At 74.1% G+C, this 23,912-nt stretch carries 25 protein-coding genes and 1 pseudogene; 14 read left to right on the forward strand and 12 right to left on the reverse strand.

Annotated elements, in window-relative coordinates:
• Positions 1–17 precede the first annotated feature (17 nt).
• Positions 18–743, reverse strand: a complete 726-nt coding sequence (locus IE245_RS01535) for a cobalt-precorrin-6A reductase (protein ID WP_189944719.1) — start codon at positions 741–743, stop codon at positions 18–20.
• A 12-nt stretch (positions 744–755) separates the two neighbouring features.
• On the opposite strand from IE245_RS01535, the gene IE245_RS01540 reads away from it, so the two are divergent.
• Positions 756–1,874, forward strand: a complete 1,119-nt coding sequence (locus IE245_RS01540) for a cobalt-precorrin-5B (C(1))-methyltransferase (protein ID WP_189944720.1) — start codon at positions 756–758, stop codon at positions 1,872–1,874.
• A 12-nt stretch (positions 1,875–1,886) separates the two neighbouring features.
• Here IE245_RS01540 and IE245_RS01545 read toward each other — a convergent pair whose 3' ends face one another.
• Complete coding sequence (locus IE245_RS01545) at positions 1,887–2,570, reverse strand: hypothetical protein (RefSeq protein WP_189944721.1); 684 nt, start codon at positions 2,568–2,570, stop codon at positions 1,887–1,889.
• A gap of 90 nt (positions 2,571–2,660) precedes the next feature.
• Here IE245_RS01545 and IE245_RS37995 point away from each other — a divergent pair, with 90 nt between their 5' ends.
• Positions 2,661–2,735 (forward strand): 50S ribosomal protein bL37, encoded by a 75-nt coding sequence (locus tag IE245_RS37995; RefSeq protein WP_099895366.1) that lies wholly within the window; start codon positions 2,661–2,663, stop codon positions 2,733–2,735.
• 50 nt (positions 2,736–2,785) lie between these two features.
• Here IE245_RS37995 and cobM read toward each other — a convergent pair whose 3' ends face one another.
• From cobM to IE245_RS01570, 4 genes and pseudogenes are all read right to left on the reverse strand, one after another.
• Positions 2,786–3,535, reverse strand: a complete 750-nt coding sequence (gene cobM, locus IE245_RS01555) for a precorrin-4 C(11)-methyltransferase (RefSeq protein WP_189944722.1) — start codon at positions 3,533–3,535, stop codon at positions 2,786–2,788.
• Positions 3,532–4,764 carry a precorrin-6y C5,15-methyltransferase (decarboxylating) subunit CbiE gene (gene cbiE / locus IE245_RS01560; protein ID WP_189944723.1) on the reverse strand — a complete coding sequence of 411 codons (1,233 nt, stop codon included), beginning with the start codon at positions 4,762–4,764 and terminating at the stop codon, positions 3,532–3,534. The genes cobM and cbiE overlap by 4 nt, the downstream gene beginning before the upstream one ends.
• 53 nt (positions 4,765–4,817) lie before the next feature.
• Positions 4,818–5,898, reverse strand: a pseudogene (locus IE245_RS01565) (RNA-guided endonuclease InsQ/TnpB family protein).
• Between the two features lie 111 nt (positions 5,899–6,009).
• Positions 6,010–6,150, reverse strand: coding sequence for a DUF6126 family protein (locus tag IE245_RS01570; RefSeq protein WP_189944724.1), 141 nt, complete (start codon positions 6,148–6,150; stop codon positions 6,010–6,012).
• Between the two features lie 123 nt (positions 6,151–6,273).
• Here IE245_RS01570 and IE245_RS01575 point away from each other — a divergent pair, with 123 nt between their 5' ends.
• The 4 genes from IE245_RS01575 (at position 6,274) to IE245_RS01590 (ending at position 8,952) form a co-directional block, all read left to right on the forward strand.
• Positions 6,274–7,353 (forward strand): LLM class flavin-dependent oxidoreductase, encoded by a 1,080-nt coding sequence (locus IE245_RS01575; protein WP_189944725.1) that lies wholly within the window; start codon positions 6,274–6,276, stop codon positions 7,351–7,353.
• 4 nt (positions 7,354–7,357) lie between these two features.
• A complete protein-coding gene (locus IE245_RS01580; RefSeq protein ID WP_189944726.1) occupies positions 7,358–7,984 on the forward strand; it encodes an FMN reductase in 627 nt (208 codons plus the stop codon).
• Between the two features lie 66 nt (positions 7,985–8,050).
• The gene (locus IE245_RS01585) at positions 8,051–8,479 is read left to right on the forward strand and encodes a universal stress protein (protein ID WP_189944727.1); all 429 of its coding nucleotides are present in this window, start codon (positions 8,051–8,053) and stop codon (positions 8,477–8,479) included.
• Between the two features lie 101 nt (positions 8,480–8,580).
• The gene (locus IE245_RS01590) at positions 8,581–8,952 is read left to right on the forward strand and encodes a VOC family protein (RefSeq protein WP_189944728.1); all 372 of its coding nucleotides are present in this window, start codon (positions 8,581–8,583) and stop codon (positions 8,950–8,952) included.
• A 3-nt stretch (positions 8,953–8,955) separates the two neighbouring features.
• On the opposite strand, the gene IE245_RS01595 is transcribed toward IE245_RS01590, so the two are convergent.
• From IE245_RS01595 to IE245_RS01615, 5 genes are all read right to left on the reverse strand, one after another.
• The gene (locus IE245_RS01595; protein ID WP_189944729.1) at positions 8,956–9,813 is read right to left on the reverse strand and encodes an ABC transporter permease; all 858 of its coding nucleotides are present in this window, start codon (positions 9,811–9,813) and stop codon (positions 8,956–8,958) included.
• A complete protein-coding gene (locus IE245_RS01600) occupies positions 9,810–10,787 on the reverse strand; it encodes an ATP-binding cassette domain-containing protein (RefSeq protein ID WP_189944730.1) in 978 nt (325 codons plus the stop codon). Before IE245_RS01600 ends, IE245_RS01595 begins: the two co-directional genes overlap by 4 nt.
• A 91-nt stretch (positions 10,788–10,878) precedes the next feature.
• A complete protein-coding gene (locus tag IE245_RS01605; protein WP_189944731.1) occupies positions 10,879–11,283 on the reverse strand; it encodes a hypothetical protein in 405 nt (134 codons plus the stop codon).
• Between the two features lie 78 nt (positions 11,284–11,361).
• Positions 11,362–11,790: a RidA family protein gene (locus IE245_RS01610; RefSeq protein WP_189944732.1), complete on the reverse strand. Its 429-nt coding sequence runs from the start codon at positions 11,788–11,790 to the stop codon at positions 11,362–11,364.
• A gap of 89 nt (positions 11,791–11,879) precedes the next feature.
• Positions 11,880–12,368 (reverse strand): RrF2 family transcriptional regulator, encoded by a 489-nt coding sequence (locus IE245_RS01615; protein WP_189944849.1) that lies wholly within the window; start codon positions 12,366–12,368, stop codon positions 11,880–11,882.
• Positions 12,369–12,481: 113 nt separating this feature from the next.
• On the opposite strand from IE245_RS01615, the gene IE245_RS01620 reads away from it, so the two are divergent.
• From IE245_RS01620 to IE245_RS01650, 7 genes are all read left to right on the forward strand, one after another.
• A complete protein-coding gene (locus IE245_RS01620) occupies positions 12,482–12,934 on the forward strand; it encodes a DUF7144 family membrane protein (protein WP_189944733.1) in 453 nt (150 codons plus the stop codon).
• Between the two features lies 1 nt (position 12,935).
• A complete protein-coding gene (locus IE245_RS01625; protein WP_189944734.1) occupies positions 12,936–13,388 on the forward strand; it encodes a hypothetical protein in 453 nt (150 codons plus the stop codon).
• Between the two features lie 4 nt (positions 13,389–13,392).
• Positions 13,393–14,427 carry an endonuclease/exonuclease/phosphatase family protein gene (locus IE245_RS01630; RefSeq protein ID WP_189944735.1) on the forward strand — a complete coding sequence of 345 codons (1,035 nt, stop codon included), beginning with the start codon at positions 13,393–13,395 and terminating at the stop codon, positions 14,425–14,427.
• A 17-nt stretch (positions 14,428–14,444) separates the two neighbouring features.
• Positions 14,445–14,681: a DUF2630 family protein gene (locus IE245_RS01635; RefSeq protein ID WP_189944736.1), complete on the forward strand. Its 237-nt coding sequence runs from the start codon at positions 14,445–14,447 to the stop codon at positions 14,679–14,681.
• Between the two features lie 68 nt (positions 14,682–14,749).
• Positions 14,750–16,795, forward strand: a complete 2,046-nt coding sequence (locus IE245_RS01640) for an FUSC family protein (RefSeq protein WP_229851032.1) — start codon at positions 14,750–14,752, stop codon at positions 16,793–16,795.
• A 295-nt stretch (positions 16,796–17,090) separates the two neighbouring features.
• On the forward strand, positions 17,091–18,563 hold the full coding sequence (locus tag IE245_RS01645) for an APC family permease (protein WP_189944737.1): 1,473 nt from the start codon (positions 17,091–17,093) through the stop codon (positions 18,561–18,563).
• A gap of 37 nt (positions 18,564–18,600) precedes the next feature.
• A complete protein-coding gene (locus IE245_RS01650) occupies positions 18,601–19,590 on the forward strand; it encodes a hypothetical protein (protein ID WP_189944738.1) in 990 nt (329 codons plus the stop codon).
• A 30-nt stretch (positions 19,591–19,620) separates the two neighbouring features.
• On the opposite strand, the gene IE245_RS01655 is transcribed toward IE245_RS01650, so the two are convergent.
• On the reverse strand, positions 19,621–21,681 hold the full coding sequence (locus IE245_RS01655; RefSeq protein ID WP_189944739.1) for a PhoX family protein: 2,061 nt from the start codon (positions 21,679–21,681) through the stop codon (positions 19,621–19,623).
• 237 nt (positions 21,682–21,918) lie between these two features.
• Between IE245_RS01655 and IE245_RS01660 the strand changes: the two genes are divergently transcribed.
• Positions 21,919–23,853, forward strand: coding sequence for a VWA domain-containing protein (locus IE245_RS01660; RefSeq protein WP_189944740.1), 1,935 nt, complete (start codon positions 21,919–21,921; stop codon positions 23,851–23,853).
• Positions 23,854–23,912 lie beyond the last annotated feature (59 nt).

Raw genomic sequence — 23,912 nt, forward strand, 5'->3', positions numbered from 1 at the left:
CCGTCCGGCGGCTCCCCTCAGCGGGAGAGCGCCCACTCCGCCGCCCGCTCCGGTGAGGCCACCGTCGGCACGCCCTCCGGGACCGGCGGGCGGCGGACGACGACGACCGGGATGCCGGCCTCGCGGGCGGCGGTGAGCTTGGGGGCGGTGGCGGCGGCGCCGGAGTCCTTCGTGACGAGCACGTCGACGCGGTGACGGGCGATCAGTTCCCTTTCGCCGTCGAGGGTGAACGGGCCACGGTCCAGGAGGACTTCGGTCCGCGCGGGCATCGGGGCGTCCGGCGCGTCCACCGACCGCACGAGGAACCACTCGGGGCGGTCGGCGAAGGCGGCGAGCCCCATCCGGCCGGTGGTGAGGAACACCCGGTCGCCCAGCCCGTCGAGGGCCGCGGCCGCCTCCTCCAGGGACGCCACGTCGCGCCAGTCGTCGCCGTCCCCCGGGACCCACCCGGGGCGGCGCAGCGCCAGCAGGGGAACATGGGCGGTGGCGGCCGCCCGGGCCGCGTGGAAGCTGATCCGCTCGGCGAAGGGATGGGTGGCGTCGATGACCGCGTCCACGGCGTGCTCCCGCACCCACGCCGCCAGCCCCCCGGCGCCGCCGAAGCCGCCGATCCGCACCTCTCCGGCGGGCAGCCGGGGCGCCGCGACCCGCCCGGCGAGGGAGCTGGTCACCCGCGTGCGGGGGTGCAGCAGCCCGGCCAGGACGCGGGCCTCGGTCGTCCCCCCGAGAATGAGTACGTGCATAGGAGCCCCTTCGTGAGTACCGGCGGCGGGCGCGAGGCCCAACTCAAGCACACCGGTCTGCGGCCCGGCTGGACGACCGGCGCGTGCGCGACGGCGGCGACGACGGCCGCGTACACGGCGCTGCTCACCGGCGACTTCCCGGACCCGGTGACGATCACCCTGCCGAAGGGGCAGACGCCGTCGTTCGCGCTCACGGCCGAGTCGCTGACGGCGGGCGCGGCGATGGCGGCGGTGGTGAAGGACGCGGGCGACGACCCGGACGTCACGCACGGCGCGGTGGTCCGCGCGACGGTGCGGCTCCTGCCGCCGGGCTCCGGCGTCGTGTTCCGCGCGGGCGAGGGCGTCGGCACGGTCACCCTGCCGGGCCTGCCCCTGGAGGTCGGCGAACCGGCGATCAACCCGGTGCCGCGGCGGCTGATGCGGGAGCACGTGGCGGAGGTGGCGGCGGCGCACGGCGCCCCCGGGGACGTCGAGATCACGATCTCGATCGACGACGGCGCCGAGATCGCCCGCTCCACCTGGAACCCGCGCATCGGCATCCTCGGCGGCCTGTCGGTCCTCGGCACGACCGGCGTCGTCGTCCCCTACTCGTGCTCGGCGTGGATCGACTCCATCCGCCGGGGCGTCGACGTGGCCCGCGCGGGCGGCCTCACGCACGTCGCCGGCTGTACGGGCTCCACCTCGGAGCGCACGGTGACGGAGCTGTACGACCTGCCGGAGATCGCCCTCCTCGACATGGGCGACTTCGCCGGCGCCGTCCTGAAGTACGTCCGCCGCCACCCCGTCGACCGCCTCACCGTCTGCGGCGGCTTCGCGAAGCTCTCCAAGCTGGCCGCCGGCCATCTGGACCTGCACTCGGCCCGCTCCCAGGTCGACAAGGGCTTCCTGGCGGACCTGGCCCGCGAGGCCGGCGCGTCCGAGGCCCTGGCGGCGGAGGTCGCCGCCGCCAACACGGGCCTGGCCGCCCTGCGGCTCTGCGAGGCGGCCGGCGTCCCCCTCGGCGACCTGGTGGCCGCCCGCGCCCGCGACGAGGCCCTCACGGTCCTGCGCGGCGCCCCGGTCACCGTCGACGTGGTCTGCATCGACCGCGCGGGCGCCGTGGTGGGGCGTGCGGAGCCGGCGGGACCGTAGTCCGGCGTCCGGTCAGGCGGCCGCCGTCGGGTAGCCGATCTCCGTGACGTCCTCGGCCAGGTCGGCGAGGTCCACGCCGGGGTGGAGGACGGAGACGAGCTCCCGGGTGAGCGGGCGCAGGGCGAGGACGTGGCGGACGGCGTCGAGGTCGACGGGGGTCTCGTAGTACTCCGAGGCCCATGCCGCGTACGCCTCGGGGGTGCGGTCCAGGAGCAGGCGGAGGAGGCCGTGGGAGCCGTCCGGGTCCGGGTGGCCGTCCAGGTCGGGGAAGGCGACGGGGCCGGTGTGCCAGGCGGTGTCCGCGGCCTCGCGCCACAGGCAGGCGGTGGTGACGTGGACGTCGTCCTCGTCGAGGAAGGCGGGCTCCGTCAGGTACTCCCGGAAGGCGTCCGGGACACCGTCGAGCACGCCGGGCCAGGTCGCTCCGTCCGCGAGGGGCCCGTACGGGCTCAGCGGCGACTCGTGGTCGAAGACGCGGGCGAAGGCCCCCGCCGGGGAGAGGACGATCGTGTACTCGCCGCCCTGGCCGTCCTTCATCGACGCCAGCTGCTCGGTCCCGGACCAATGGGCGTCGAAGGAGTAGTACCGGCCCTCCCACGCGGGGCTCAGCACGGCGTCCAGCATCGCGAGGCCCCGGGAGTGGTCGCGCAGTTCCTCGATGCCCGGCAGCGCCCGGGCCACGTCGTAGACGGTCATGGGCCCATTCAAGTGGACGGCACCGACGTGCGGAGCCCCGCCCCCGAACCTACGCTGGCCACGACGCAACCCCGCGAGAGAGGGAGTCCCATGGCGAAGCGCGGCAACAAGAAGCGGGCCCGCAAGAAGAAGAAGGCGAACCACGGCAAGCGGCCCAACGCCTGAGCCGTGGCGAGGACGGGGGCCGGGCCGCTACGGGCCCGGCCTCCGGTGCGTCAGCAGGTGTGGCGGTCGCGGGCCGGGTCGTAGAGGTGGCTGTCGCGGAACTCGGAGGCGGCGAGCGTGCGGCCGACGACGATGACGGCCGTCCTGGTGACGCCGGCCTCCTTCACCTGGCCGGCGATGTCCTCCAGGGTGCCGCGCAGGACCAGCTCGTCGGGGCGGCTGGCCATGGCGACGACGGCCGCCGGGCAGTCGGCGCCGTAGTGGGGGACGAGTTCGGAGACGATCCGGTCCACGTAGCGGGCGCCGAGGTGGAGGACGAGCAGGGCACCGCTGCGGCCGAGGGTGGCGAGGTCCTCGCCCTCCGGCATGGGGGTGGCCTGCTGGGCGACGCGGGTGAGGATGACCGTCTGGCCGACCGTGGGGACGGTCAGCTCGCGCTTGAGGGCGGCCGCGGCGGCGGCGAAGGCCGGGACGCCGGGCACGACCTCGTAGGGGATGCCGGCCGCGTCGAGCCGGCGCATCTGCTCGGCCATGGCGGAGAAGACGGACGGGTCGCCGGAGTGGAGCCGGGCCACGTCCTGGCCGGCCTCGTGGGCGGCGGTGATCTCGGCGACGATCTCGTCCAGGTGCATCTTCGCCGTGTCGACGAGCTTCGCGCCGGGCGGGCACTCGGCGAGGAGCTCGGCGGGGACGAGGGAGCCGGCGTAGAGGCAGACCCCGCAGGCCGCGAGGGTGCGGGCGCCGCGCACGGTGATGAGGTCGGCGGCGCCGGGGCCCGCGCCGATGAAGTAGACGGTCATGCCTCTGGAGAACCCTTCGTTACGGACCATTGCGTGACGGGCATCGCCGTGCGCCAGCCGGTGAAGCCGCCGACGGGCACGGCGGCGGAGACCGCGAGCCGGACGAGTTCGCCGCCGTGGCGGCGGTGGCGGTCGGCGAGCAGCGCCTCGGATTCGAGCGTCACGGTGTTGGCGACGAGCCGGCCGCCGGCGGGGAGCGCGTCCCAGCAGGCGTCGAGCAGGCCGGGGACGGTGAGCCCGCCGCCGATGAAGACGGCGTCGGGGACGGGGAGGCCGGCGAGCGCGGCGGGGGCCGGGCCGGTGACGACGCGGAGGGCGGGCACGCCGAGGGCGGCGGCGTTGCGGGTGATGCGGGCGGCCCGTTCGGGGGCGCGCTCGACGGCGATCGCCCGGCAGTCGCGGTGGGTCCGCATCCACTCGATGCCGATGGAGCCGGAGCCGCCGCCGACGTCCCAGAGGAGTTCGCCGGGGGCGGGCGCGAGGGCGGCGAGCGTGGCGGCGCGGACGTACCGCTTGGTGAGCTGCCCGTCGTGCTCGTAGGCCTCGTCGGGCAGGCCGGGCGCGGCACCGAGGCGGAGGGTCCCGGGGTCGCGGACGCAATCGAGGGCGAGGACGTGGAGGGCGTCGGTGCGGGCGTGCGGCCAGTCGGCGGCGGTGGCGTCGAGGAGCCGCTCGGCGGGGCCGCCGAGCTGTTCGAGGACCCGGATCCTGGTGCCGCCCCAGCCGGCCTCGCGGAGCAGCGCGGCGACCCGCGCGGGGGTCTCGGGGCCCTCGCCGAGGAGGAGGAGCCGGCGGCCGGGGTGGAGGGCGGCGCGCAGGGCGTCGAGGGGACGGGCGACGAGCGAGAGGGTCTCGACGGCCTCCAGCGGCCAGCCGAGCCGGGCGCAGGCGTAGGAGACGGAGGAGGGGTGCGGGTGGACGTCGAGCGCGGGCGCCGGGTCGCCGGCGGCCTCGGCGAGGGTGCGGGCGATGCCGTGGAAGGAGGGGTCGCCGCTGGCGAGGACGGCGATCGCGCGGCCCGCGTGGGCGGCGAGCAGGCCGGGGACGGCGGGGCGGAGCGGGGAGGGCCAGGCGATCCGCTCGCCGGGGCAGTCGGCGGCGGGGAGGAGGTCGAGCTGGCGGGGCCCGCCGATGAGCACCTCGGCGGCGCGCAGGGGGCGGCGGGAGCTCTCGGGGAGCCCGTCCCAGCCGTCCGCGCCGATTCCGACGACCGATATCGCACCGTTCACGTCGGCGACTCTACTTGACTGCTCCCCTCCCCCAAGAGGAGGGAATTTCTGGCTCAGGCAGCCTGGTGAGGCAGCGCCTCACCAGGTCTTGGGCCCTCAGCACCAGCAGGGCACAGACCAGCCCTGATCAGCATCACGCGTGCGGAGTTCTTGTCCCGAGGAGACGAGACCCCGCACGCGGAGCAGGTGTAGACACGCATCCCCGGCGGCAGTACGTGCTTGGCTCTCGCTCCGCACTGCGCGCAGTCCATCGTGGTGTGCGCGGGGTTGACCAGGTGCACGGCCCTGCCGGGCGACCTTCCTGTACAGCTTCGCCCGTAGCCTCTTCGCCGTGCGGTAACCCTTCGATCCGGACCGGCCCTTCTCCGGCTTGCGACGGGCCGTCATTCGGTCATACCCGGCCAGCTTCTCCCGGGCCTGCTTTCCGTGTCCTGCACAAGGCAGGTCATACGAGTCGGAGGTGGTGGTCGCGGTCACCTTCACACCCCAGTCGATACCGATGACCCTGCCTGTGGCGGGCAGCGGTTCCGGTCGGGCGGGAACGACGAACGAGCAGTACCAGTGCCCGATGTGGTCGCGGTATACGCGCACGCTGGACGGGGTGGCGGGAAGATCCCTCGACCACACCACCGTCAGGACGATTCCACCTGCCAGGTACAGCCGCCCGCCCTTGATCCGGAACCCGTTCCGGGTGTAGTTCAGGCTCGGGTCGGTCTCCCTCTTCCGCCGGTATCTGGGCATTCCTGTCCGGCGGTGGATGGGCAGCCCGGCCTTGATGTCCTTCAGCGCCTTGGCTCGGGAGGAGCCGAAGTCCCGCACGACCTGCTGCTGGGGAACGGAAGATCCCTCACGCAACCAGGGGCTGCGGGCGCGAGCCTGTGTCAGCAGCTTGTCGAGTTGCGCCGGCCCACACGTCACTCTCTGGCCGGACGCCTGATTGTGTGCGTACACCCGCTTGGCCACGGAGACGCACTCGTTCCAGATCCAACGGCACCGCGCCCATTCCGCCGACAACCCCGCAAGCGCGGCGGATGACACACGGAGGCGGTACGTATATCGGACACGCCTGGCGTCCGCCACGTCTCCTCGTGTCACGACCGCCCCCGCCCGTTCCCGACCCGAATGACCTCGCATCCGGCAAGAGAACCGTAGGCGCGAGCACCGCACACCCGCACGCACTCGACGCGAGAACCGCGCCTCCCGGCGATCAGGCGAACACCAGTTCGCGTCGTGGAGGCGTGCCGCCTACTTCTGGGCGTTCTGCCCGACGTGGAAGAGGAGCCAGACGAAGCCGGCGAAGGCGTGGGTGGCGAAGACGTAGACGAAGACGCGGAGCATCACGCCCCGCTCCTTCCAGCTCTCGCTGTCGTGCGTCCTCCCGGTCATGGCGTCCAGGGTACGGGTCGGGGAGCGGGCGGTCCGGGGCCGGGGAATAGGCGGGCGGGTGGCGCCGTTGGACGAGATGATTTAAGCTTCAACTACTACTTCGGAACGCGAGAGGTGACCACGATGCAGTTCGGGATCTTCACCGTCGGCGACGTGACGACCGACCCCACCACCGGCCGCACCCCCACCGAGCACGAGCGCATCAAGAACACGGTCGCCATCGCGCTCAAGGCCGAGGAGGTCGGGCTCGACGTCTTCGCGACCGGCGAGCACCACAACCCGCCGTTCGTCCCGTCCTCCCCCACCACCCTCCTCGGCCACATCGCGGCCCGCACGGAGAACCTGGTCCTCTCCACGTCCACGACCCTCATCACCACCAACGACCCGGTGAAGATCGCCGAGGACTACGCGACCCTCCAGCACCTCGCCGACGGCCGCGTGGACCTGATGATGGGCCGCGGCAACACCGGCCCGGTCTACCCGTGGTTCGGCCAGGACATCCGCCAGGGCATCCCGCTCGCCATCGAGAACTACGCGCTCCTCCACAAGCTGTGGAGGGAGGACGTCGTCGACTGGGAGGGCAAGTTCCGCACCGCCCTCCAGGGCTTCACGTCCACCCCGCGCCCGCTCGACGGCGTCCCGCCGTTCGTCTGGCACGGCTCCATCCGCTCCCCGGAGATCGCCGAGCAGGCCGCGTACTACGGCGACGGCTTCTTCGCCAACCACATCTTCTGGCCCAAGCAGCACACCGAGAAGATGGTCCGGCTCTACCGGCAGCGGTACGCGCACTACGGCCACGGCACCGAGGAGCAGGCGATCGTCGGCCTCGGCGGCCAGGTCTTCATGCGGAAGAACTCCCAGGACGCCGTGCGGGAGTTCCGCCCGTACTTCGACAACGCGCCGGTCTACGGCCACGGCCCCTCCCTGGAGGAGTTCAGCAGCCAGACCCCGCTGACCGTCGGCTCCCCGCAGGAGGTCATCGAGCGCACCCTCTCCTTCCGCGACTACGTCGGCGACTACCAGCGCCAGCTCTTCCTCGTCGACCACGCCGGACTGCCCCTGAAGACGGTCCTGGAGCAGCTCGACATCCTCGGCGAGGAGGTCGTCCCCGTCCTCCGCAAGGAGTTCGCGAACCTCCGCCCGGCCGGCGTCCCGGCCACCGCCCCGCTCCACCCCGCCGTCCTCGCGTCCAAGGAGGTCTGACGCCATGCGTACGCTGAAGCTGGTCGCCGTCTCGGCGGGCCTGAGCAGCCCGTCCTCCACCCGCCTCCTCGCCGACCGCCTCACGCAGGCGGCCCGCTACCGGCTCGCCGAGCGGGAGTACGCCGTCGAGGTCGAGGTCGTCGAACTCCGCGACCTGGCAGTGGACATCGCGAAGAACTTCGTCTCGGGCTTCCCGTCGGAGGCGCTGGAGGAGGCCATCGAGAAGGTCACGGGCGCGGACGGCGTCATCGCCGTCACCCCCGTCTTCACCGCCTCCTACAGCGGCCTCTTCAAGTCCTTCTTCGACCTGGTCGACCCGGCGGCCCTCACCGGTACGCCGGTCCTCCTCGGCGCGACCGGCGGCACCGCCCGGCACAGCCTGGTCCTCGACCACGCCCTCCGCCCCCTCTTCGCCTACCTGCGCGCCCGGATCTCCTCCACCGCCGTCTACGCGGCCTCCGAGGACTGGGGCACGGGCGGCGACGAGTACACCGAGGGGCTCCCGCACCGGATCACCCGGGCCGGCGAGGAGTTCGCGGACCTGGTGGCGGCGACGGCGGACAGCGGCCCCGGGGCCGAGGAGGAGCTCGTCCCCTTCGAGAAGCAGCTGGCGGACCTGAGGCTCGACTGACCGATTTGTTAGGTTGAGGAGAGTTTGACTCTTCTTGACTCTCGCGACGACGGACGGAGGTCGGCGATGGCCGGCGGCAGGATCGTGGTGGGCGTGGACGGCTCGGGCCCGTCCCTGAAGGCACTGAAGTGGGCGGCCGGGCAGGCCGCGCTCACCGGGGACACCATCCACGCGGTGATCAGCTGGGAGTACCCGGCGTCCTGGGCGACGCTGATGCCTGCCGTGCCGCCGGAGTTCGACCCCGAGCGGCTCGCCGGGCAGATCCTCGACCAGGCCCTCGCGGAGGCCCTCACGCCGGAGCAGGCGGCGGCGACGACCCGCACGGTCGTCTCCGGCAATCCGGCGCAGGCACTGATCGACCAGGCGCGGGGGGCGGAGCTGCTGGTGGTGGGGGACCGGGGGTACAGCGGCTTCAAGGCGGCGGTCCTGGGCTCCGTCTCCACCAACGTCACCCAGCACGCCCCCTGCCCGGTCGTCGTGGTCCGCACCGTCTGACCCCGTGCGGGGCGCCGGTTCCGCCGGCGCGGCGCCCCCGCCCGGGGGACGGCGGGTGCGTCCGGCGGGCGGGCGCGGGCTTCGGGGCGGAGGATTCTGCCATGGACATCAGACTGGAACTGATCGGCGTGCCCGTGACCGACGTGGACCGGGCCAAGGCCTTCTACGAGCGCGTCGGCTTCCACCCCGACCACGACGTCACCGTCAGCGAGGACATCCGCTTCGTCCAGATGACCCCGCCCGGCTCGGCCTGCTCGATCGCCTTCGGGAAGGGCATCACCGAGATGGCCCCGGGCTCGCTCGACAACCTGCAGGTCGTCGTCGACGACATCGAGCGCGCCCACGCCGAGCTGACCGCCCGCGGCGTGGACGTCGGCGAGATCGACGACCAGCCCTGGGGCTCGTTCGTCCGCTTCGCCGACCCGGACGGCAACCGCTGGGCCGTCCAGCAGAAGACGCCCCGCGGCCGGTAGGCGTCACTTGCGGTTGTAGAGCCGCATCGTCACCGCGCCGAAGACGACGACGAAGAGCACGGACCACCCCAGCGACCAGGCGATGTCGGCGGCCGGCCACTCACCGGCCATCAACTCCCGCACCGCCGTCGCCAGGTGCGTCACCGGGCTGTTGTTCACGAAGGCCTGGAGCCAGCCCGGCATGGTCCTCGGGTCGACGAAGACGTTGGAAAGGAAGGTCAGCGGGAAGATCACCATCATGCTGACGCCCATGACGGACTTCTCGCTGCGCAGCAGCAGTCCGAACATGGTCCAGATCCACGAGAAGGCGAACGAGAAGACCAGCAGCAGCGCCACCCCGAGCAGCACGCCCACCACCCCGCCGCCGGGCCGGTAGCCGATGAGGAGGCCGACGCTCAGCATCACCGCGGAGGCGATCAGATAGCGCACGACGTCGCCGAGGAGGTAGCCGACCATCGGCGCCGGCCGCCAGATGGGCAGGGTGCGGAAGCGGTCGAAGACGCCCTTCTCGATGTCGGTGTTGACCGAGACGCCGGTGTACATCGTGATCATCACGACCGACATCACGAGGATGCCGGGCAGCAGGAACTGGATGTACGCCGAGACGGAGCCGGCCAGCGCGCCCCCGAAGAGGTACGTGTACATCAGCACCATCATGATCGGGAACGCCGTCACGTCGAACAGCTGCTCCGGCACGTGCTTGATCTTCAGCATGGCCCGCCAGCCGAAGGTGAGCGACGCGGAGAGCGCGCCCGGCCGGGCGGGCCGGTCCTTCGCGAGGAGGAGGGCGGCGAGTTCGTCGGCGCGGGGCGCGGCGAAGTCGGCCCCCCGGTCGGTCTCCGTGGACGTGCCGGTGCTCATGCGGCCGGTCCCTTCCGGTCGGTGAGGGCGAGGAACACCTCGTCGAGACTGGGCTGGCCCAGTGCGAAGTTGTCCACCGTGATCCCGGCGCGGGCCAGCTCGGCGAGGGCGCGCGCGGCCTGTTCGGCGGCGCCGAGGTCGGTGCCGTGGCCGTTGACGGTGGCGGTGAGGGCGACCGGGTCGGGGTCGAGCTGGACGGCCGCGTTCAGGGCGGTGGTGAGGACCCGTCCGGCCTCCGCCCGCTGCTCCGCGTCCCGGAGCCGTACGTGCACCGAGCCCGAGCCCACCGAGGCCTTCAGCTCGCCCTTGGTGCCCTCCGCGATCACCTTGCCGCGGTCGATGACGGCGATCCGGGAGGCGAGCTGGTCGGCCTCGTCGAGGTACTGGGTGGTGAGGAGGACGGTCGTGCCCTGGTCGACGACGGCCCGCACGATGTCCCAGACCTGGTTGCGGCTGCGCGGGTCGAGTCCGGTGGTCGGCTCGTCGAGGAAGAGCAGGTCGGGGGTGTTGAGGATGGACGCGGCGATGTCGATGCGGCGCCGCATGCCGCCCGAGTAGTTCTTGACCTGCCGGTCGGCGGCGTCCGTGAGGCCGAAGGCGTCGAGGAGCTGCGCGGACCGGTCGCGGGCGGCGGGGCGGCCGTGGCCGAGGAGCCGGGCGAGGAGGACGAGGTTCTCGGTGCCGGTGAGGTCCTCGTCGACGGAGGCGTACTGGCCGGTGAGGCTGACCCTGCCGCGTACGGTGTCGGCCTCGGCGACGACGTCGTGCCCGAAGACGCGGGCGTGCCCGGCGTCCGGGCGGAGCAGCGTGGCGAGCAGCTTCACCGCGGTGGTCTTCCCGGCGCCGTTGGGCCCGAGCAGGCCGTACACGGTCCCGGCCGGGACGCGCAGGTCGACGCCGTCGACGGCCCGGTTGGCGCCGAAGGCCTTCACCAGGCCCTCGGTCTCCACCGCGACGCCGTTCGTTCCGGCCATGCCGTGCCTCCCTCTGCGGACCGCACCCCTCCAGTCTGCTGCGGGACGGGCGCGGGCGCAGTCCGGAGGGGGTGGCCCCGGACGGGTGCGGTCAGTACGGCGCGGGACGTCCGGCGGCGTCCTCGTGCGTGTAGAAGAGGTAGAACATGCCCGCGCCCACGGCGATGGCGACCGCGAGCCCGAGCCCGCTCGACGAGAGCACGCTCGCCCCGGAGAGGCTGTAGAGGAAGCCGGTCGCGCCGCCCGCGACCGCTCCCCACGCCACGGCGCGCGCCTCGCGCGGCAGGGCCCGCCCGAAGGTGCGGAGCGCCCACAGGGCGCCGGCGAGCAGGGCCGCCGAGAGGATGCCGAGCCAGAGCTGGCCCCAGGTGAGCGCCCCGCCGTGCCGCGAGACGGTGGCGGCCCAGAGGCCGTAGAGGACGCCGATGACGGCGGGCAGGACGGCGCCGTGCGTCTCCACGGAACGCCGTGCGGGTACCGCTGCGTGTGCGGCCATGGCAGGAGCTCCTTCGTGTCGCCCCCCTGCTGCTGCACCCTCCAGGGCACACCCGCGGCCGGCGTCCCGCAAGTCGGGTCAGTGGCCCGCGGTTCCGTCCCGGTCGGCGGGCCGGACGGCCACCGCGTCGATCTCGAAGAGCATGCCGGGGAGGGCGAGCGAGGCGACCCCGCTGAGCGTCTGCGCGGGCAGCCGCTCGCCGAACGCCTCGTGCAGCGCCTTCCCGAGGACCTCCAGCTTCGCGAGGTCGTGGTCGACGACGTACGAGCCGAGCCGGACGACGTGCTCGTATCCGAGGCCGACGCCTTCGAGGGCGTGGCGGAGGTTGCCGAGGGAGAGCGCGACCTGGTCGGCGAAGTCTCCGGGGACGGGCGCGCCGGTGGCGTCGGAGGCGTACTGGCCGGCGATGAAGACGAGTTCGCCGGGGGCGGAGGCGGCGTGGCTGTAGCCGAAGGGGGCGGGGTCGTGGAGGGCGGGCGGGTTGGTGAGCGTGCGCTGATCGGTCATGCCGGAGGTTCCTTCCCCATCGGATGATTCTGGATGTTTCATGTCCCGAACAAGGAGCCGGGACGGCACCGCCGCCGCGCGGCCGCCGCTCACGCCACGTTCGCGAACCACCGCCGGATGCGGTCCGGGGCGTCCGGCGCCTGGCGTTCGGCGCGCTCGCGGACGGAGTCCAGGGTCTGGGCGGCGAGTTCGCGGCGCCAGGCGAGGTCGGCGCGGCCCATCGCGCCGGCGATGGCGCACTCGGGGGCGCGCCCGCCCGCGGGGCCGGCGCCCGGAGCCGCGCCCGGCCCCTGCTGCCGGATCTCGGTGCAGCGGAAGGCCTCTTCGGGGCCCTCCAGGGCGGTGACGACGTCCATGAGGGTGATCCGGTCGAGGTCGCGGGCGAGCCGGAAGCCGCCCTTGGGCCCGGAGGCGGACGTGAGGACGCCGGCCCGGACGAGCGCCTGGAGCTGCTTGTTCAGGTACGCGGCGGGCAGCTCGTGGTAGGCCGCGAGCCGGGCGGCGGTGACCGCCCGTCCGGGGCCGATCCAGGCCAGGTTGAGACAGCTGTGGAGCGCCCACTCCACGCCCTCGTTCATCCTCATGATTCTGGACTCTATCCGTCCAGATTAAGAGGACGCAAGCACGCTCGCTCCACTCGTCCGGAGTAATCAGAAGGCCGAAATGTTCCTATTGATCCCACTATGGGCCCATGAGCCAGAACAGCACACCCCCGCGACCGGACGCCGCCTCCCGCCCCCCGAGGTCGAGCACCTCGGAGGCCTGGGCCTCCGGCGGAACGCTCTTCGCCGGCGTCCTCATGCTGGTCACCGGCATCATGGACGTCTTCCAGGGCATCGCCGGGATCGCCGAGGACGACGTCTACGCCCGCGTCGGCGACTACGTCTTCAAGTTCAACCTCACCACGTGGGGCTGGATCCACCTGATCCTCGGCATCATCGTCGCGATCGCCGGCTACGGGATCCTCAAGGGCGCCGAATGGGGCCGGGTCGCCGGCATCTCCCTGGCCTCCCTCAACCTCCTCGCGCAGTTCCTCTTCATCCCCTACCAGCCGTGGTGGGCGCTCTTCTCCATGGCCATCTCGGTCTTCGTGATCTGGGCCCTGGCCACGGACGACCACTACGGCCGCGACGAGCGCCACTGACGTGGGCGCCCGCCGGCGCCGACGGGCCGTGGCCGCGCTCCTCGCCCTCGCCGCGACCGGCGCCGTCGCGGGTGCCGCGACCGGCTGCGGGGCGGCCGAGGAGGCCGCCGGGGACATCGTCTCCTCGGCGAGCTCCGCGGTCGCCTCGGCGGCGCGGCGGAAGGCGGACGAGATCAGGGACGGGGCGAACGCCACCGCCGACGTGACCGCGGGCCCGGCCTCCGCCGACGGCGACCGCACGGTCGCCACGGTCACCGCCACCAACCCGGAGGACGCGACCGCCGACTACACGGTCCTGGTCACCTTCCGCGGCGACGGCGGCACCTTCCTCGACACCGTCGTCCTCACCCTCGACGGCGTCCCCGCCGGAGCCTCCAAGTCCGGTACGGCGCGCAGCAACCGGACCCTCACGGGCCCGACGACCGCGGAGATCGAACGGGCCCTGCGACACTGACGGAGTGGACCGCGCCCTCGCCCCCGACGCCCAGCCGACGCCCGCCGCGGAGGCCCCCGCCCCCCGGCCCCCCGTCCCCCTCCGGCCCGGGCCGGGCAGCCGCGCCGCCGCCTGGGCCGCCGGACCGCTCCTGGCCGTGCCGGCGGTCGTCGCCGGCTGCAAGGCCTACGGCACGGACGGCGTCACCCCCGTCCCGCAGCTGCTCTCCCTCCTCCCCTGGCTGACCGTCCCCGCCGCCCTGGGAGCACTGTGCGCGGCGGCCTCGCGGCACCGGCCGCTGACCTGGCTCGCGGTCCTCGTCCTCCTGTTCACGGCCTGGACGACGCTCCCCCCGATGCTCGTGCACTCCTCCGGCACGCCCGTCGCGCGGATCCGCGTGATCGCCGCGAACGTCGAGTTCGGGCAGGCCACCGGCTCCCTCGTCGACCTCGCGCGCCGCGAGAAGCCCCAGCTCCTGTACGTCTCCGAGTGCGACCCCCGCTGCGCGGACACCCTCACCGCCGCGCTCTCCGCGCAGCTGCCGCACCGGGCCTCGGTGGACGCCGAGGGCTCGAAGGGCTCGGTCATCCTCAGCGCCTACCCCCTCCGCGACCGGTCCGCCGTCCCCGCCACCATGGGGATGCCCGGCGCGACGGCCGAGATCGCCGGAAGGCCGGTACGGCTCCAGCTCGCGCACCCCATGCCGCCGCTGCCGGACCAGGTGGACCTCTGGAAGACGGAACTGGCCCGCCTGCGCGCGGAGGTCGCGTCCCGCCCGCCGGGCGAGCCCCTCCTCCTGGCCGGCGACTTCAACGCCTCCCAGGACCACGCCGCCTACCGCGCCTTCCTCACCGCCCGCCCCCTCCTCGACGCGGCCCGTGCCACCGGCGCCTCCCGCACCCCCACCTGGCCGGCGGAGGGCCCGATCCCGCCCTTCGTGCAGATCGACCACGTCCTCGCGTCCCCCGGCCTCACGCCCGTCGCCACCCGCTTCCCGCCCCTCCCCGGCAGCGACCACCGGGCCGTGCTCGCCGACGTCGACCTGCACGAAGGGCGCTGATCGGCGACGCTGGGAGCATGGACAACGAGCAGATCCTCGACGACATCGGAGCGCTCGTGGAGGAGGAGCGCGCCCTGCGCGGGCGCACCGGCGGCCTCCTCCCCGAGGAGCGCGAACGCCTCGCGGCCCTGGAGGTCCGCCTCGACCAGTGCTGGGACCTGCTCCGGCAGCGGCGCGCCAAGTCCGAGTTCGGCGAGGACCCCGACACCGCCACCCTCCGCCCGGCCTCGGAGGTCGAGTCGTACCGCAACTGACCCGCCCCCGCCCCACGGCGGGCGGCGCGTGCGCGGCGGGGCCCGGCGGGTCCACGTAGGTTGGGGGCATGGCTTCTGGGACGGGGCGGATGGTGCCGCCGGCGTGGCTGACGGCCGGACTGCGCCCCGAACCCGCGCCCGTCCCCTGGCCCGCCACCGTCCGCGCGGCCCTCGCCCTGTCCCTCCCGCTCGCCGCCGGCCTCGCCCTGGACCGCCCCGCCGAAGGCGCCCTCGTCTCGATGGGCGCGCTCTCCGGCGTCATCGGGGACACCGCCGACGCCTACCGGATGCGCGTCTTCAACATCGCCGTCCCCCAGCTCTTCGGCGCCCTCGGCGTCACCCTCGGCACGCTCGTCTTCGGGCACGGCTGGCTCGCCGTCGCCACGCTCACCCTCGTCGCGCTCGTCTCCGGGATGATCTCCTCGATCGGCGCGGTCGCCTCCGCCTCCGGCCTCCTCCTGCTCCTCAACGCCGTCGTCGGCGCGGGCCTGCCGATGCCCGACCCGTGGTGGAAGGCCCCCGTCCTCCTGGGCCTCGGCGGCCTCGTCGTCCTCGCGCTCACGCTGCTCGGCTGGCCGCTGCGCCGCGCCGCCCCCGAGCGGGCCGCGGTCGCGGCCACCTACCGGACGGTCGCCGACCTGTACGAGGCGGCGGGCTCGGAGGCGTACCAGGAGAGACGCCACGCGGTGACCGGCTCGCTGAACCAGTCGTACGACCTGATCCTCGCCCGCCGCACCCGCCAGCACGGCCGCACCTCCTCCCTGGCCCGGCTGCTCGCCCAGCTCAACGTGCTGATCCCGCTCCTGGAGGCCGCCCCCGCCGCCGACCTCCGCGCCCGCCGCCACGGACCGCTCCCCCCGGCCGTCGCCGCGACGGTCCGCGCCCTCGCCGACGCCGTGGAGCACGGCCGCGCCGAACCCGCCGCACCGGTCCTCCCGCCCTCGGACCGCCCCTCCGACAAGGCCGTCGAGCACGCGCTCCGGCACGCCGCGGCCGTCGTCCATGAGGCCCGGACCCACCCCCACGACGTCGACGACCGCCTCGGCCGCCCCGCCTCCCTCGCCGTCCGCGCCCGCCGCGCCACCCGCACGATGCTGCTGTCCGCGCCCTCGTGGCGGTACGGGCTCCGCCTGGCGCTCTGCATCGGCCTCGCCCAGTCCCTCGTCTCGCTGATCGCCGTGCCCCGCTCGTACTGGGTCGCGCTCACCGTCACCTTCGTGATGAAGCCCGACTTCGGCTCGGTCTTCTCCCGCGCCGTGCTCCGCGCCGTCGGCACCTGCCTGGGCCTGGTCTCCGCCGCCCTCGTCCTCGCCGAGGTGCCCCGGGGCTGGTGGGACGTACCGGTGATGGCGGTGCTCGCCGCGCTCATCCCGGTCTTCTCCGCGAAGGGGTACGCCTTCCAGACCGCGGCCGTCACCCCCGTCATCCTGCTGCTCTCCGACGCCCTCAACCAGCAGGGCTTCGGCCTCGTCCTGCCCCGCCTGTACGACTCCCTCATCGGCTGCGCCATCGCGCTGGTCGCCGGCTACCTGCTCTGGCCGGAGTCCTGGCACAGCCGGATCGGCGACCGGCTCGCCGACGCGGTCGCCGACGCGGCCGCGTACGTGGCCCTCGCCTTCCGGCCCGCCGCCCCCGGGACCGGCGCCTCCGAGACCGGTGCCGCCGGGACAGGCACCACCGGGGCAGGCACCACCGGGGCAGGCGCCTCCCGGCCCGGCGTCGACGCCGCCCGGCTGCGGGCCCGCCGCAAGCTGTACCGGGACCTGTCGACGGTCCGCTCCGAGTTCCAGCGGGCCCTCACCGAACCGCCGCCGACCGGCACCCGCGCCGCCGCCTGGTGGCCGCTGGCGATCGCCGTCGAGCGGATCGTGGACGCCACCACCGCCGCCCGCATCCGCGTCGCGCACGGCGCCCCGCCACCGGACCCGGCGGAGGTCGCCGAGGTGGCGCGCGAGCTGCGCGAACTCGCCGACGGGCTGCGCGCCACCGACGTCCTCGTCCCGGTCCGCGCCGAACTGCCCGACGACGAGGACGGCGTCCTCGCGCCGCTCCGCCAGGAGGTCCGCGCGGCCCGCGCCATCGCCGGCCCCGAACTCCCCCCGGACAGGACGTAAACCCTCCGCCAGGGGCGCGTCGAAGGACTTACCGGCGGTCACGGAACGGAACCTTCCTGCCACCGTTACCGGATTCCATCCGGGCGACTACGATGCGCTCGACCGCCCCGATGTGATCAGCGTCCGCAGGCCTGCCCGTCCCCTGCCGTACCCCTGCCCGCGCCCGCACGAGGCCCGTCACCCGGCCCGCCCGTCACCCCGCTCCGCCCTGCCCGCTCGCCCCGCCGCCCTCCCGCCCCTCCCTCCGTCGTCCGGAACCCCCACTCCCCACCCCCAGGACTCCGAGGACACCGTCATGCGCACGACCACGAGCAGAGGGCTCCAGCCCAACGTCCTCGGCACCTTCGACACCATCGTGATGGCCGTCGCCGGCAGCGCCCCCGCCTACTCGCTCGCCGCCACCACCGCCGTCCTCTTCGGCGCGGTCGGGTTCGCCGGGCCGGCCGCGCTCCTCTACTGCGCGATACCGATGTTCGGCATCGTCCTCGCCTACGCCCGCCTCGGCCGGATCGACGTCAACGCGGGCGCCGGCTACTCCTGGGTGGGCCGCACCCTCCACCCCTTCCTGGGCTTCCTCTCCGGCTGGGCGCTGGTCTTCGCCGCCACCGTCTTCATGGTGGCGGGCTCGCTGCCCGCCGGCTCCCTCACCCTCGCCCTCGTCGCCCCCGGCCTCGCCTCCTCCACCCCGCTGGCCACGGCCGTCGGCGCCTGCTGGTTCCTGCTGATGCTCGGCGTCGTCCTCGGCGGCACCCGGCTCACCGTCCGCGCCCAGCTCCTCATGTCGGGCATCGAGATGGCCATCCTGCTCGCCTTCGTCCTGGCGGCGGTGGCGCACCGGGGCCGGGCGGTCGCCTTCGACTGGTCCTGGTTCGGCCTCGGGCACTTCCACGGTCCGGAGGGCTTCGCGGCGGGCGCGCTGATCGCCGCGTTCTACTACTGGGGCTGGGACGTCACCAGCAACCTCAGCGAGGAGACCCGGAACAGCCGGCGGACCGCCGGGCTCGCCGCGCTGGTCGGCGTCGGCTTCGTCTTCCTCCTCTTCGTCGCCTTCACGGTCGCCGTGAACGTGCTGCTGCCCGCCGACCGGATCCTCGACGCGGGGCCGAACGTGCTCGCCGTCCTCGGCGAGGAGATCTGGCCCGGCGTCGGCGGGAAACTGCTGGTCGTCGCCGTGATCCTGTCCACGGTCGCCACCCTGGAGACCACCCTGCTCCAGGTGACCCGCTCGCTCTTCGCGATGGGCCGCGACCGGACCCTGCCGGCCGCCCTCGGCCTCGTCCACCGCCGCTGGAACACGCCGTGGGTCGCGATCGCCGCCGTCGGCGCCGCCGCCCTCGTCCTCTTCGCCGCCGCGGCCGCCGCCGGCTCCGTCCAGCGGATCCTGCGGGACGCGGTCTCCGCGATCGGCCTCCAGATCGCCTTCTACTACGGCCTGGCCGGCATCGCCGCCGCCGTCGCCTACAAGTCGCTGCTGCTGCGCTCCGTGAAGAACCTGCTGCTCGGCGGGGTGTGGCCGCTGCTCGGCTCGGCGTTCATGCTGTGGGCCTTCGTCGAATCGCTCGGCGAACTGTCCACCACCGCGCTCACCATCGGCCTCGGCGGCCTCGCCGCCGGCCTCGTCCCGATGGCCGTCTACCGGCGCCGCGGCAGCGACTACTACCGCCCCGCCCGCCTGGACGCGGGCCGCGCGCTCGCCGCCGCCGGCGAGGCCGCCCCCACCTCCCCCGGCGCGCGCCTGCGGGACAAGAGCTACGCCACGGACTTCTGACGACGACACCCGGCACTTCGTGAGGGAAGGAGGCCCCATGGGCGTACGCCGACGCGCCCTCAGGCGGTCCCGCGGGGAGCGGTTCACGCCCGACTTCGACCCGGACTTCGGTGACCGCGCGCTGACGGAGGCCCGCCACGACATCGTCATCGGCCGGTGGCAGGGCGTACGCGACCTGCTCGCCGCCACCGGCGACGACTGGGCCCGCCGCACCCACCGCGTCCGGCTGCTCTCGCACGCCGCCGCCGGCAGCTCCACCGTCGAGACCTGGCGGGCGGCCGAACCGCACAGCGCGGACGCGGCCGTGCTGCGGGCGGCGACCGAGGTGGTACGGGTCTTCGACGCGGCCATCGCCGCCGGGAGGGGCGCCGCCGTCGACCGGACCAGGATCGACGCGGCCGTCGACGCCTGCCGGAGCGCCGCGGAGGCCGCGCCCGCCGACCCGATGCCGTGGGTGTCGCTGCTGTCGGTGGCGCGGCTGTACGAGGGCGGCGTCCCGCGCCGCGAACTGCGCTACTGGTTCGACGAGTTGCGCCGACGCGACCCGTACAGCATCGAGGGCCACGTCCAGGTCCTGCGCTACCTCTCGGCCCGCTGGCACGGCACCCACGGCTCCATGTACGACTTCGCCCGCGACGCCGCCGGAGTGGCGCCGCCCGGCTCGGCGCTGCCGGTCCTGGTGCAGGTGGCGCGGGTGGAGGAGTACCGCTACATCGCGGACGGGGCGCTGGGGCGCGGCCCGGTGCGCGGCTTCGACCAGCACTGGAAGCACGAGCTGGCGGTGACCGAGCTGCGGCGCACCCACGACCGCTGGATCGGCGGCCGGGACGCGTCCCGGCCGATCGCGCCGGAGGAGGTCGGCGAGCTCAACTTCCTCGCCCACGCGGCCTGTTACGCGGGCCAGGTGGAGCTGGCGCGGGAGCTGATGGGCCTGCTCGGCGTGCGGGCGGCCTGGGTCCCGTGGGCGTACACGGGCGACCCGGAGGAACAGTTCGTCCGCTTCCGGGAGGGCCTGGGGGTGGCGTGACGCCACCCCCGGGCCCCGCGGCCACCGGTCTCAGACGCCGATGTCGCGGCCGTCGGTGCGCCAGACGGCGACGACCGACGGGCGGACGATCTTGCCGGGACCGTCGGGCCAGGTGGAGGCCGGGTTCTCGACGGAGGCGCCGTCGAGCTCGCCCGGGTGCTGCACGGCGACCAGGACGCGGCGGTCCTGGATGACCGGGCCGCAGGTCTCGGCGCCGCGCGGCACGGTGAGGAACTGCTTCAGCTCGCCGCGGCGGTCACCGTGCACGGCGACGCCGAAGAGGCCGTCGTGGGAACCGAGCTGGTTGCCGTCCGTGGAGATCCACAGGTTGCCGTGCGGGTCGAAGGCCACGTTGTCCGGGCAGGAGATCGGGGAGACCTTCTCCTTCGGGTAGCCCGCGAAGTAGGTGGCCGGGTCGTTCGGGTCGCCGGCGACGAGGAAGAGGCGCCAGGCGAAGCCGTCCGAGGACGGGTCGTCCCAGTGCTCGGCGAGCTCCAGGACCTGCCCGTGCTTGTTGAGGTTGCGCGGGTTGGCCTCGTCCGCGCCCGGGTTGGTGCCCTTGCCGCGGTTGGTGTTGTTCGTCAGGGCGACGTAGACGCGGCCGGAGCGCGGCGACGGCTCGACGTCCTCGGGGCGGTCCATCTTCGTGGCGCCGACCTTGTCACCGGCGAGGCGCGTGAAGACGAACACCTCCTCGGCGGTCATGCCGGGGACGTGCGAGACGGCGCCGTCCTCGCCGGCCGTGGCCAGCGGGATCCAGGTGCCGGAACCGTCGAACTCGCCGTCGTTCGGGAGCTTTCCGGTGCCGTCGATCTCGGCGGCCGGGGAGTCGCCGGTGAGCTTGGCGACGTACAGGGTGCCCTCGTCGAGGAGGGTGAGGTTGTGCTCGCGCGCCTTCCGCGAGTTCCCCTTCATCATCCGCTTCGAGGAGACGAACTTGTAGAAGTAGTCGAAGCGCTCGTCGTCGCCCATGTAGACGACCGGACGCCCGTCGGCGGTGAGGCGCGGCTGGGCGGCCTCGTGCTTGAACCGGCCGAGCGCGGTGCGCTTGCGCGGCGTCGACTCCGGGTCGTACGGGTCGAGCTCGACGACCCAGCCCTGGCGGTGGACCTCGTTCGGCTCCGCGCGGAGGTCGAAGCGCTTGTCGAACCGCTCCCACTTGCGCTCGGAGGCGCCGGTGCCGACGCCGTACCGCTTGTCGGTGGCGGAGGAGCCGTACGCGAAGTACTGGTTGAAGTTCTCCTCGCCGTGGAGGGTGGTGCCCCACGGGGTGGTGCCGCCGGCGCAGTTGTTGAGCGTGCCGAGGACGGTACGCCCCTCCGGGTCGGCGGAGGTCCTCACGAGCGCGGACCCGGCGGCGGGCCCGGTCAGCTCGAACTCGCTCGTGGTGTGCAGCCGCCGGTTCAGGTAGTGCCGGGAGACCGGGGAGAGCTTGCCCGTCCGGTGCTCCTCCTGCACCACGACGACGGAGAGGCCGTGCGCGGCCCAGGCGATCTCGACCTGCTCGCGGGTCGGGTTCTCGGAGTCGTACCCGCGGAACATCAGCACTTCGTCGGTGTACTCGTGGTTGGCGACGAGCACCTGGCGCCCGCGCTCGCCGCGCAGCGGCAGCAGGGAGAGGAAGTCGTTGTTGTAGCCGAACTGCCCGGCCTGCGCCGCGGCGGTCTGCTTCTCGGCGTCGAAGGCGGGCGCGCCGCGCAGAATCGGTTCGCCCCAGCGGATGACGACGTTCTGGCCGTACCCGGCCGGCACGGTCACCGCGTCGGCGGTGTTGGGCGCGACGGGCGCGAAGCGGAGCCCGCGGGCGCCGTCCGCCGTGGGGGCGGGCTTGTGCCCCGGGCGCGCCTCGGCGGCGGGCGCCCCGCCGACCACCACGGCACCGCCGGCGGCGGAGGCGACGGTCACGACGGCGGCGGCGCGCAGCGCGGAACGGCGCGACAGCACACCGGCTATGACGTCGCCGACGTACTCGTTGTCGCTGGTGTTGGGCACCTCGTGGAAGCAGGCGTCACCGCACCGGAACCGGCAGGTGAGGGCGGAACGGCCGCCTCCGTGCGGGTTCGTACCGATCAGCGGCAGCAGTTTGCGCACTTGGTCCTCCTCCGGCGCAGCACTGCGCCGACATGGTGTCGGGAATCCGTTCGGCCGTGACGGTATGTGTGCACATCTGCACGCGGGCGGCGGCGGAATGAACGCCGGATGAATGCGCGGCAACCGTGACCGACGGGGTCCCCGGAACCGGAGGACGCGGCCGCTAACCTTACGTGTCCGCCCTGGCCAGGGATGAAGGACGCATACCGCATCCAACTCATGCGAAAGGGTTCGCCCATGGGTATTCGGAGCTTGCTGCGCAAGGTATTCGGCCGCGACCGCGAAGATCCCGCGACCCCTTCCGTCCCTCCTCAGTCCCGCGAACCGGAACTCCCGAAGGCGGAGGAGCCCCGGCAGTCCCTGGAGCCGACGCCCCAGGAGCCCGCGAAGACCCCGGAGACCCGGGAGAGCCGGGAGAGCCGGGAGAGCCGGGAGACCTCAGAGGCCCAGGAGCCCGCGGAGGCCCCGGAGGCAGCGGCCCGGAAGGCCGCCGACGACCTGGTGGCCGCCGCCTTCGACAACCCCCAGATCCCCAAGGCCCGCACGGCCCACCCGGAACCGGCGAAGGCGGCGGAAGCGGAGGCGGAAGCGCCGAAGGCGGACGCGGATACGCCGAAGGCGGCGGACGCGGAGGCTGAGGCGCCGAAGACGGACGCGGAGGCGGAAGCGGAAGCGGAAGCGCCGAAGGCGGACGCGGCGCCCGAAGCCGAGCCGAAGACGGAGGCGGAGGTCGTACCGACCGCCACCGACGTGGAGCCGGCGGCCGTGGCCGACGGTGTGGCCGAGGCGGAACCGGCGGCCGACACCGACGCGACGCCCGCCCCGGCCGCCGAGGCGGCAGCCGAGGCCGAGCCGACCGCCGATCCGGCGGCTGACACCGCACCGGGAGCGGAGACCACTTCGGCCACGGACGAGGCGAAGCCCGGGGCCGACTCCGAGCCGGAGGCGGAGGCCGCACCGACCGCAACCGAGACGGAACCCGCCCCGGAGACCGAGGCCGCCCTCGAGGCTGCGCCGACGGCCGACACCGCGCCGGAGGCGGAGGCGGAGACCGCACCGTCGGCCCCCGCCGAGACGGTCCTCGCGGCCACCACCGAGCCCGAGCCCACGGCCGTCACGGAGCCGGAGGCCGAGGTCGCACCGGCCGCCGCCGACACGGAGCCGGCAGCCGCGGCCGAGCACGAGGTCGCCGCCGACGCGACGGCCGCCCCGGACACCGAGGCCGCCGCCGAACCGGCCCCGGAGCCCACCGCCCCCGCCGCCGCCGCCATCGCCGAGGCAACGGAGAACGCGGAGGACGCGGAGGCCCCGGCCGAGACCGAACCCACCGCCGAGACCGACCCGGCCACGGAAGGCGAACCCACCGCCGAGACCGACCCGGCCACGGAGGCCGTACCGGCCGAGGCGCAGCCCGTCGCGGCGGCCACGGCGGAGGCGGACGCCCAGCCCACCACCGACACGGACACCGGCACCGGCACCGACGCCCCCGCCACCGGCAGCGCCCCGCAGGGCCCCGCGGTCGCGCTCGCGCGCGTGAAGGCGGTCGCGACGCCCGAGCTGGTGGAGGCGTACAAGGCCGCCGGGAGCGTCCTGCGGAAGGAGGGGCTCGCGGGGGCGCGGGCGCAGGTGTACCTGGTCGTCGACCGGTCCGGGTCGATGCGCGGGTACTTCAAGGACGGCTCCGTGCAGCGCCTCGCCGAGCAGGCCGTCGCGCTCGCCGCGCACCTGGACGAGGACGCGACGGTCACGACGGTCTTCTTCTCGACCGACGTCGACGGGGTCGTCGACCTGACCCCCGCCGACCTCACCCCCACCCGCGTGGAGGAGATCAACGCCGGCCTCGGCCGCCTCGGCCGGACGAACTACCACCGCGCCGTCGAGGAGGTCCTGGCCCACCACGAGAAGACCGGACCGGCCCGCCCCGCGCTGGTGATCTTCCAGACGGACGGCGCCCCCGAGTCCCGTACCGCCGCGACGCAGGCCCTGACGGAGGCCGCCGACCGCCCCGTGCACTGGCGCTTCACGGCCTGGGGCGAGGAGGACGGAAAGGCCTTCGACTACCTGCGGAAGCTGACCGCCGACCGCACCGCGACCCACTTCGCGGGCCCGACGCCGGTCGAGACCCCGCACGCGGAGTTCTACCGGGGGATCCTCACCGCCCTCTCCCTCTGAACGCCCGCTGAACCCCTCGTTCCGCCCCCTGCTCATCGATGTGAGTCGATCTTCGTGGG

The sequence above is a fragment of the Streptomyces roseolus genome, assembly GCF_014649855.1.
Taxonomy (GTDB): Bacteria; Actinomycetota; Actinomycetes; order Streptomycetales; family Streptomycetaceae; genus Streptomyces; species Streptomyces roseolus.

Bases quoted from the DNA above. Each gene is read 5' to 3' on its own strand.
- IE245_RS01610 (WP_189944732.1), bottom strand. From the start codon at position 11,790: ATGACCGATCAGCGCACGCTCACCAACCCGCCCGCCCTCCACGACCCC.
- IE245_RS01580 (WP_189944726.1), top strand. From the start codon at position 7,358: ATGCGTACGCTGAAGCTGGTCGCCGTCTCGGCGGGCCTGAGCAGCCCG.
- IE245_RS01635 (WP_189944736.1), top strand. From the start codon at position 14,445: ATGGACAACGAGCAGATCCTCGACGACATCGGAGCGCTCGTGGAGGAG.
- IE245_RS01535 (WP_189944719.1), bottom strand. From the start codon at position 743: ATGCACGTACTCATTCTCGGGGGGACGACCGAGGCCCGCGTCCTGGCC.
- IE245_RS01615 (WP_189944849.1), bottom strand. From the start codon at position 12,368: ATGAACGAGGGCGTGGAGTGGGCGCTCCACAGCTGTCTCAACCTGGCC.
- IE245_RS01620 (WP_189944733.1), top strand. From the start codon at position 12,482: ATGAGCCAGAACAGCACACCCCCGCGACCGGACGCCGCCTCCCGCCCC.
- IE245_RS01650 (WP_189944738.1), top strand. From the start codon at position 18,601: ATGGGCGTACGCCGACGCGCCCTCAGGCGGTCCCGCGGGGAGCGGTTC.
- cobM (WP_189944722.1), bottom strand. From the start codon at position 3,535: ATGACCGTCTACTTCATCGGCGCGGGCCCCGGCGCCGCCGACCTCATC.
- IE245_RS01595 (WP_189944729.1), bottom strand. From the start codon at position 9,813: ATGAGCACCGGCACGTCCACGGAGACCGACCGGGGGGCCGACTTCGCC.
- IE245_RS01600 (WP_189944730.1), bottom strand. From the start codon at position 10,787: ATGGCCGGAACGAACGGCGTCGCGGTGGAGACCGAGGGCCTGGTGAAG.
- IE245_RS01575 (WP_189944725.1), top strand. From the start codon at position 6,274: ATGCAGTTCGGGATCTTCACCGTCGGCGACGTGACGACCGACCCCACC.
- IE245_RS01660 (WP_189944740.1), top strand. From the start codon at position 21,919: ATGGGTATTCGGAGCTTGCTGCGCAAGGTATTCGGCCGCGACCGCGAA.
- IE245_RS01605 (WP_189944731.1), bottom strand. From the start codon at position 11,283: ATGGCCGCACACGCAGCGGTACCCGCACGGCGTTCCGTGGAGACGCAC.
- IE245_RS01645 (WP_189944737.1), top strand. From the start codon at position 17,091: ATGCGCACGACCACGAGCAGAGGGCTCCAGCCCAACGTCCTCGGCACC.
- IE245_RS01640 (WP_229851032.1), top strand. From the start codon at position 14,750: ATGGCTTCTGGGACGGGGCGGATGGTGCCGCCGGCGTGGCTGACGGCC.
- IE245_RS01545 (WP_189944721.1), bottom strand. From the start codon at position 2,570: ATGACCGTCTACGACGTGGCCCGGGCGCTGCCGGGCATCGAGGAACTG.
- IE245_RS01585 (WP_189944727.1), top strand. From the start codon at position 8,051: ATGGCCGGCGGCAGGATCGTGGTGGGCGTGGACGGCTCGGGCCCGTCC.
- IE245_RS01570 (WP_189944724.1), bottom strand. From the start codon at position 6,150: ATGACCGGGAGGACGCACGACAGCGAGAGCTGGAAGGAGCGGGGCGTG.
- IE245_RS01590 (WP_189944728.1), top strand. From the start codon at position 8,581: ATGGACATCAGACTGGAACTGATCGGCGTGCCCGTGACCGACGTGGAC.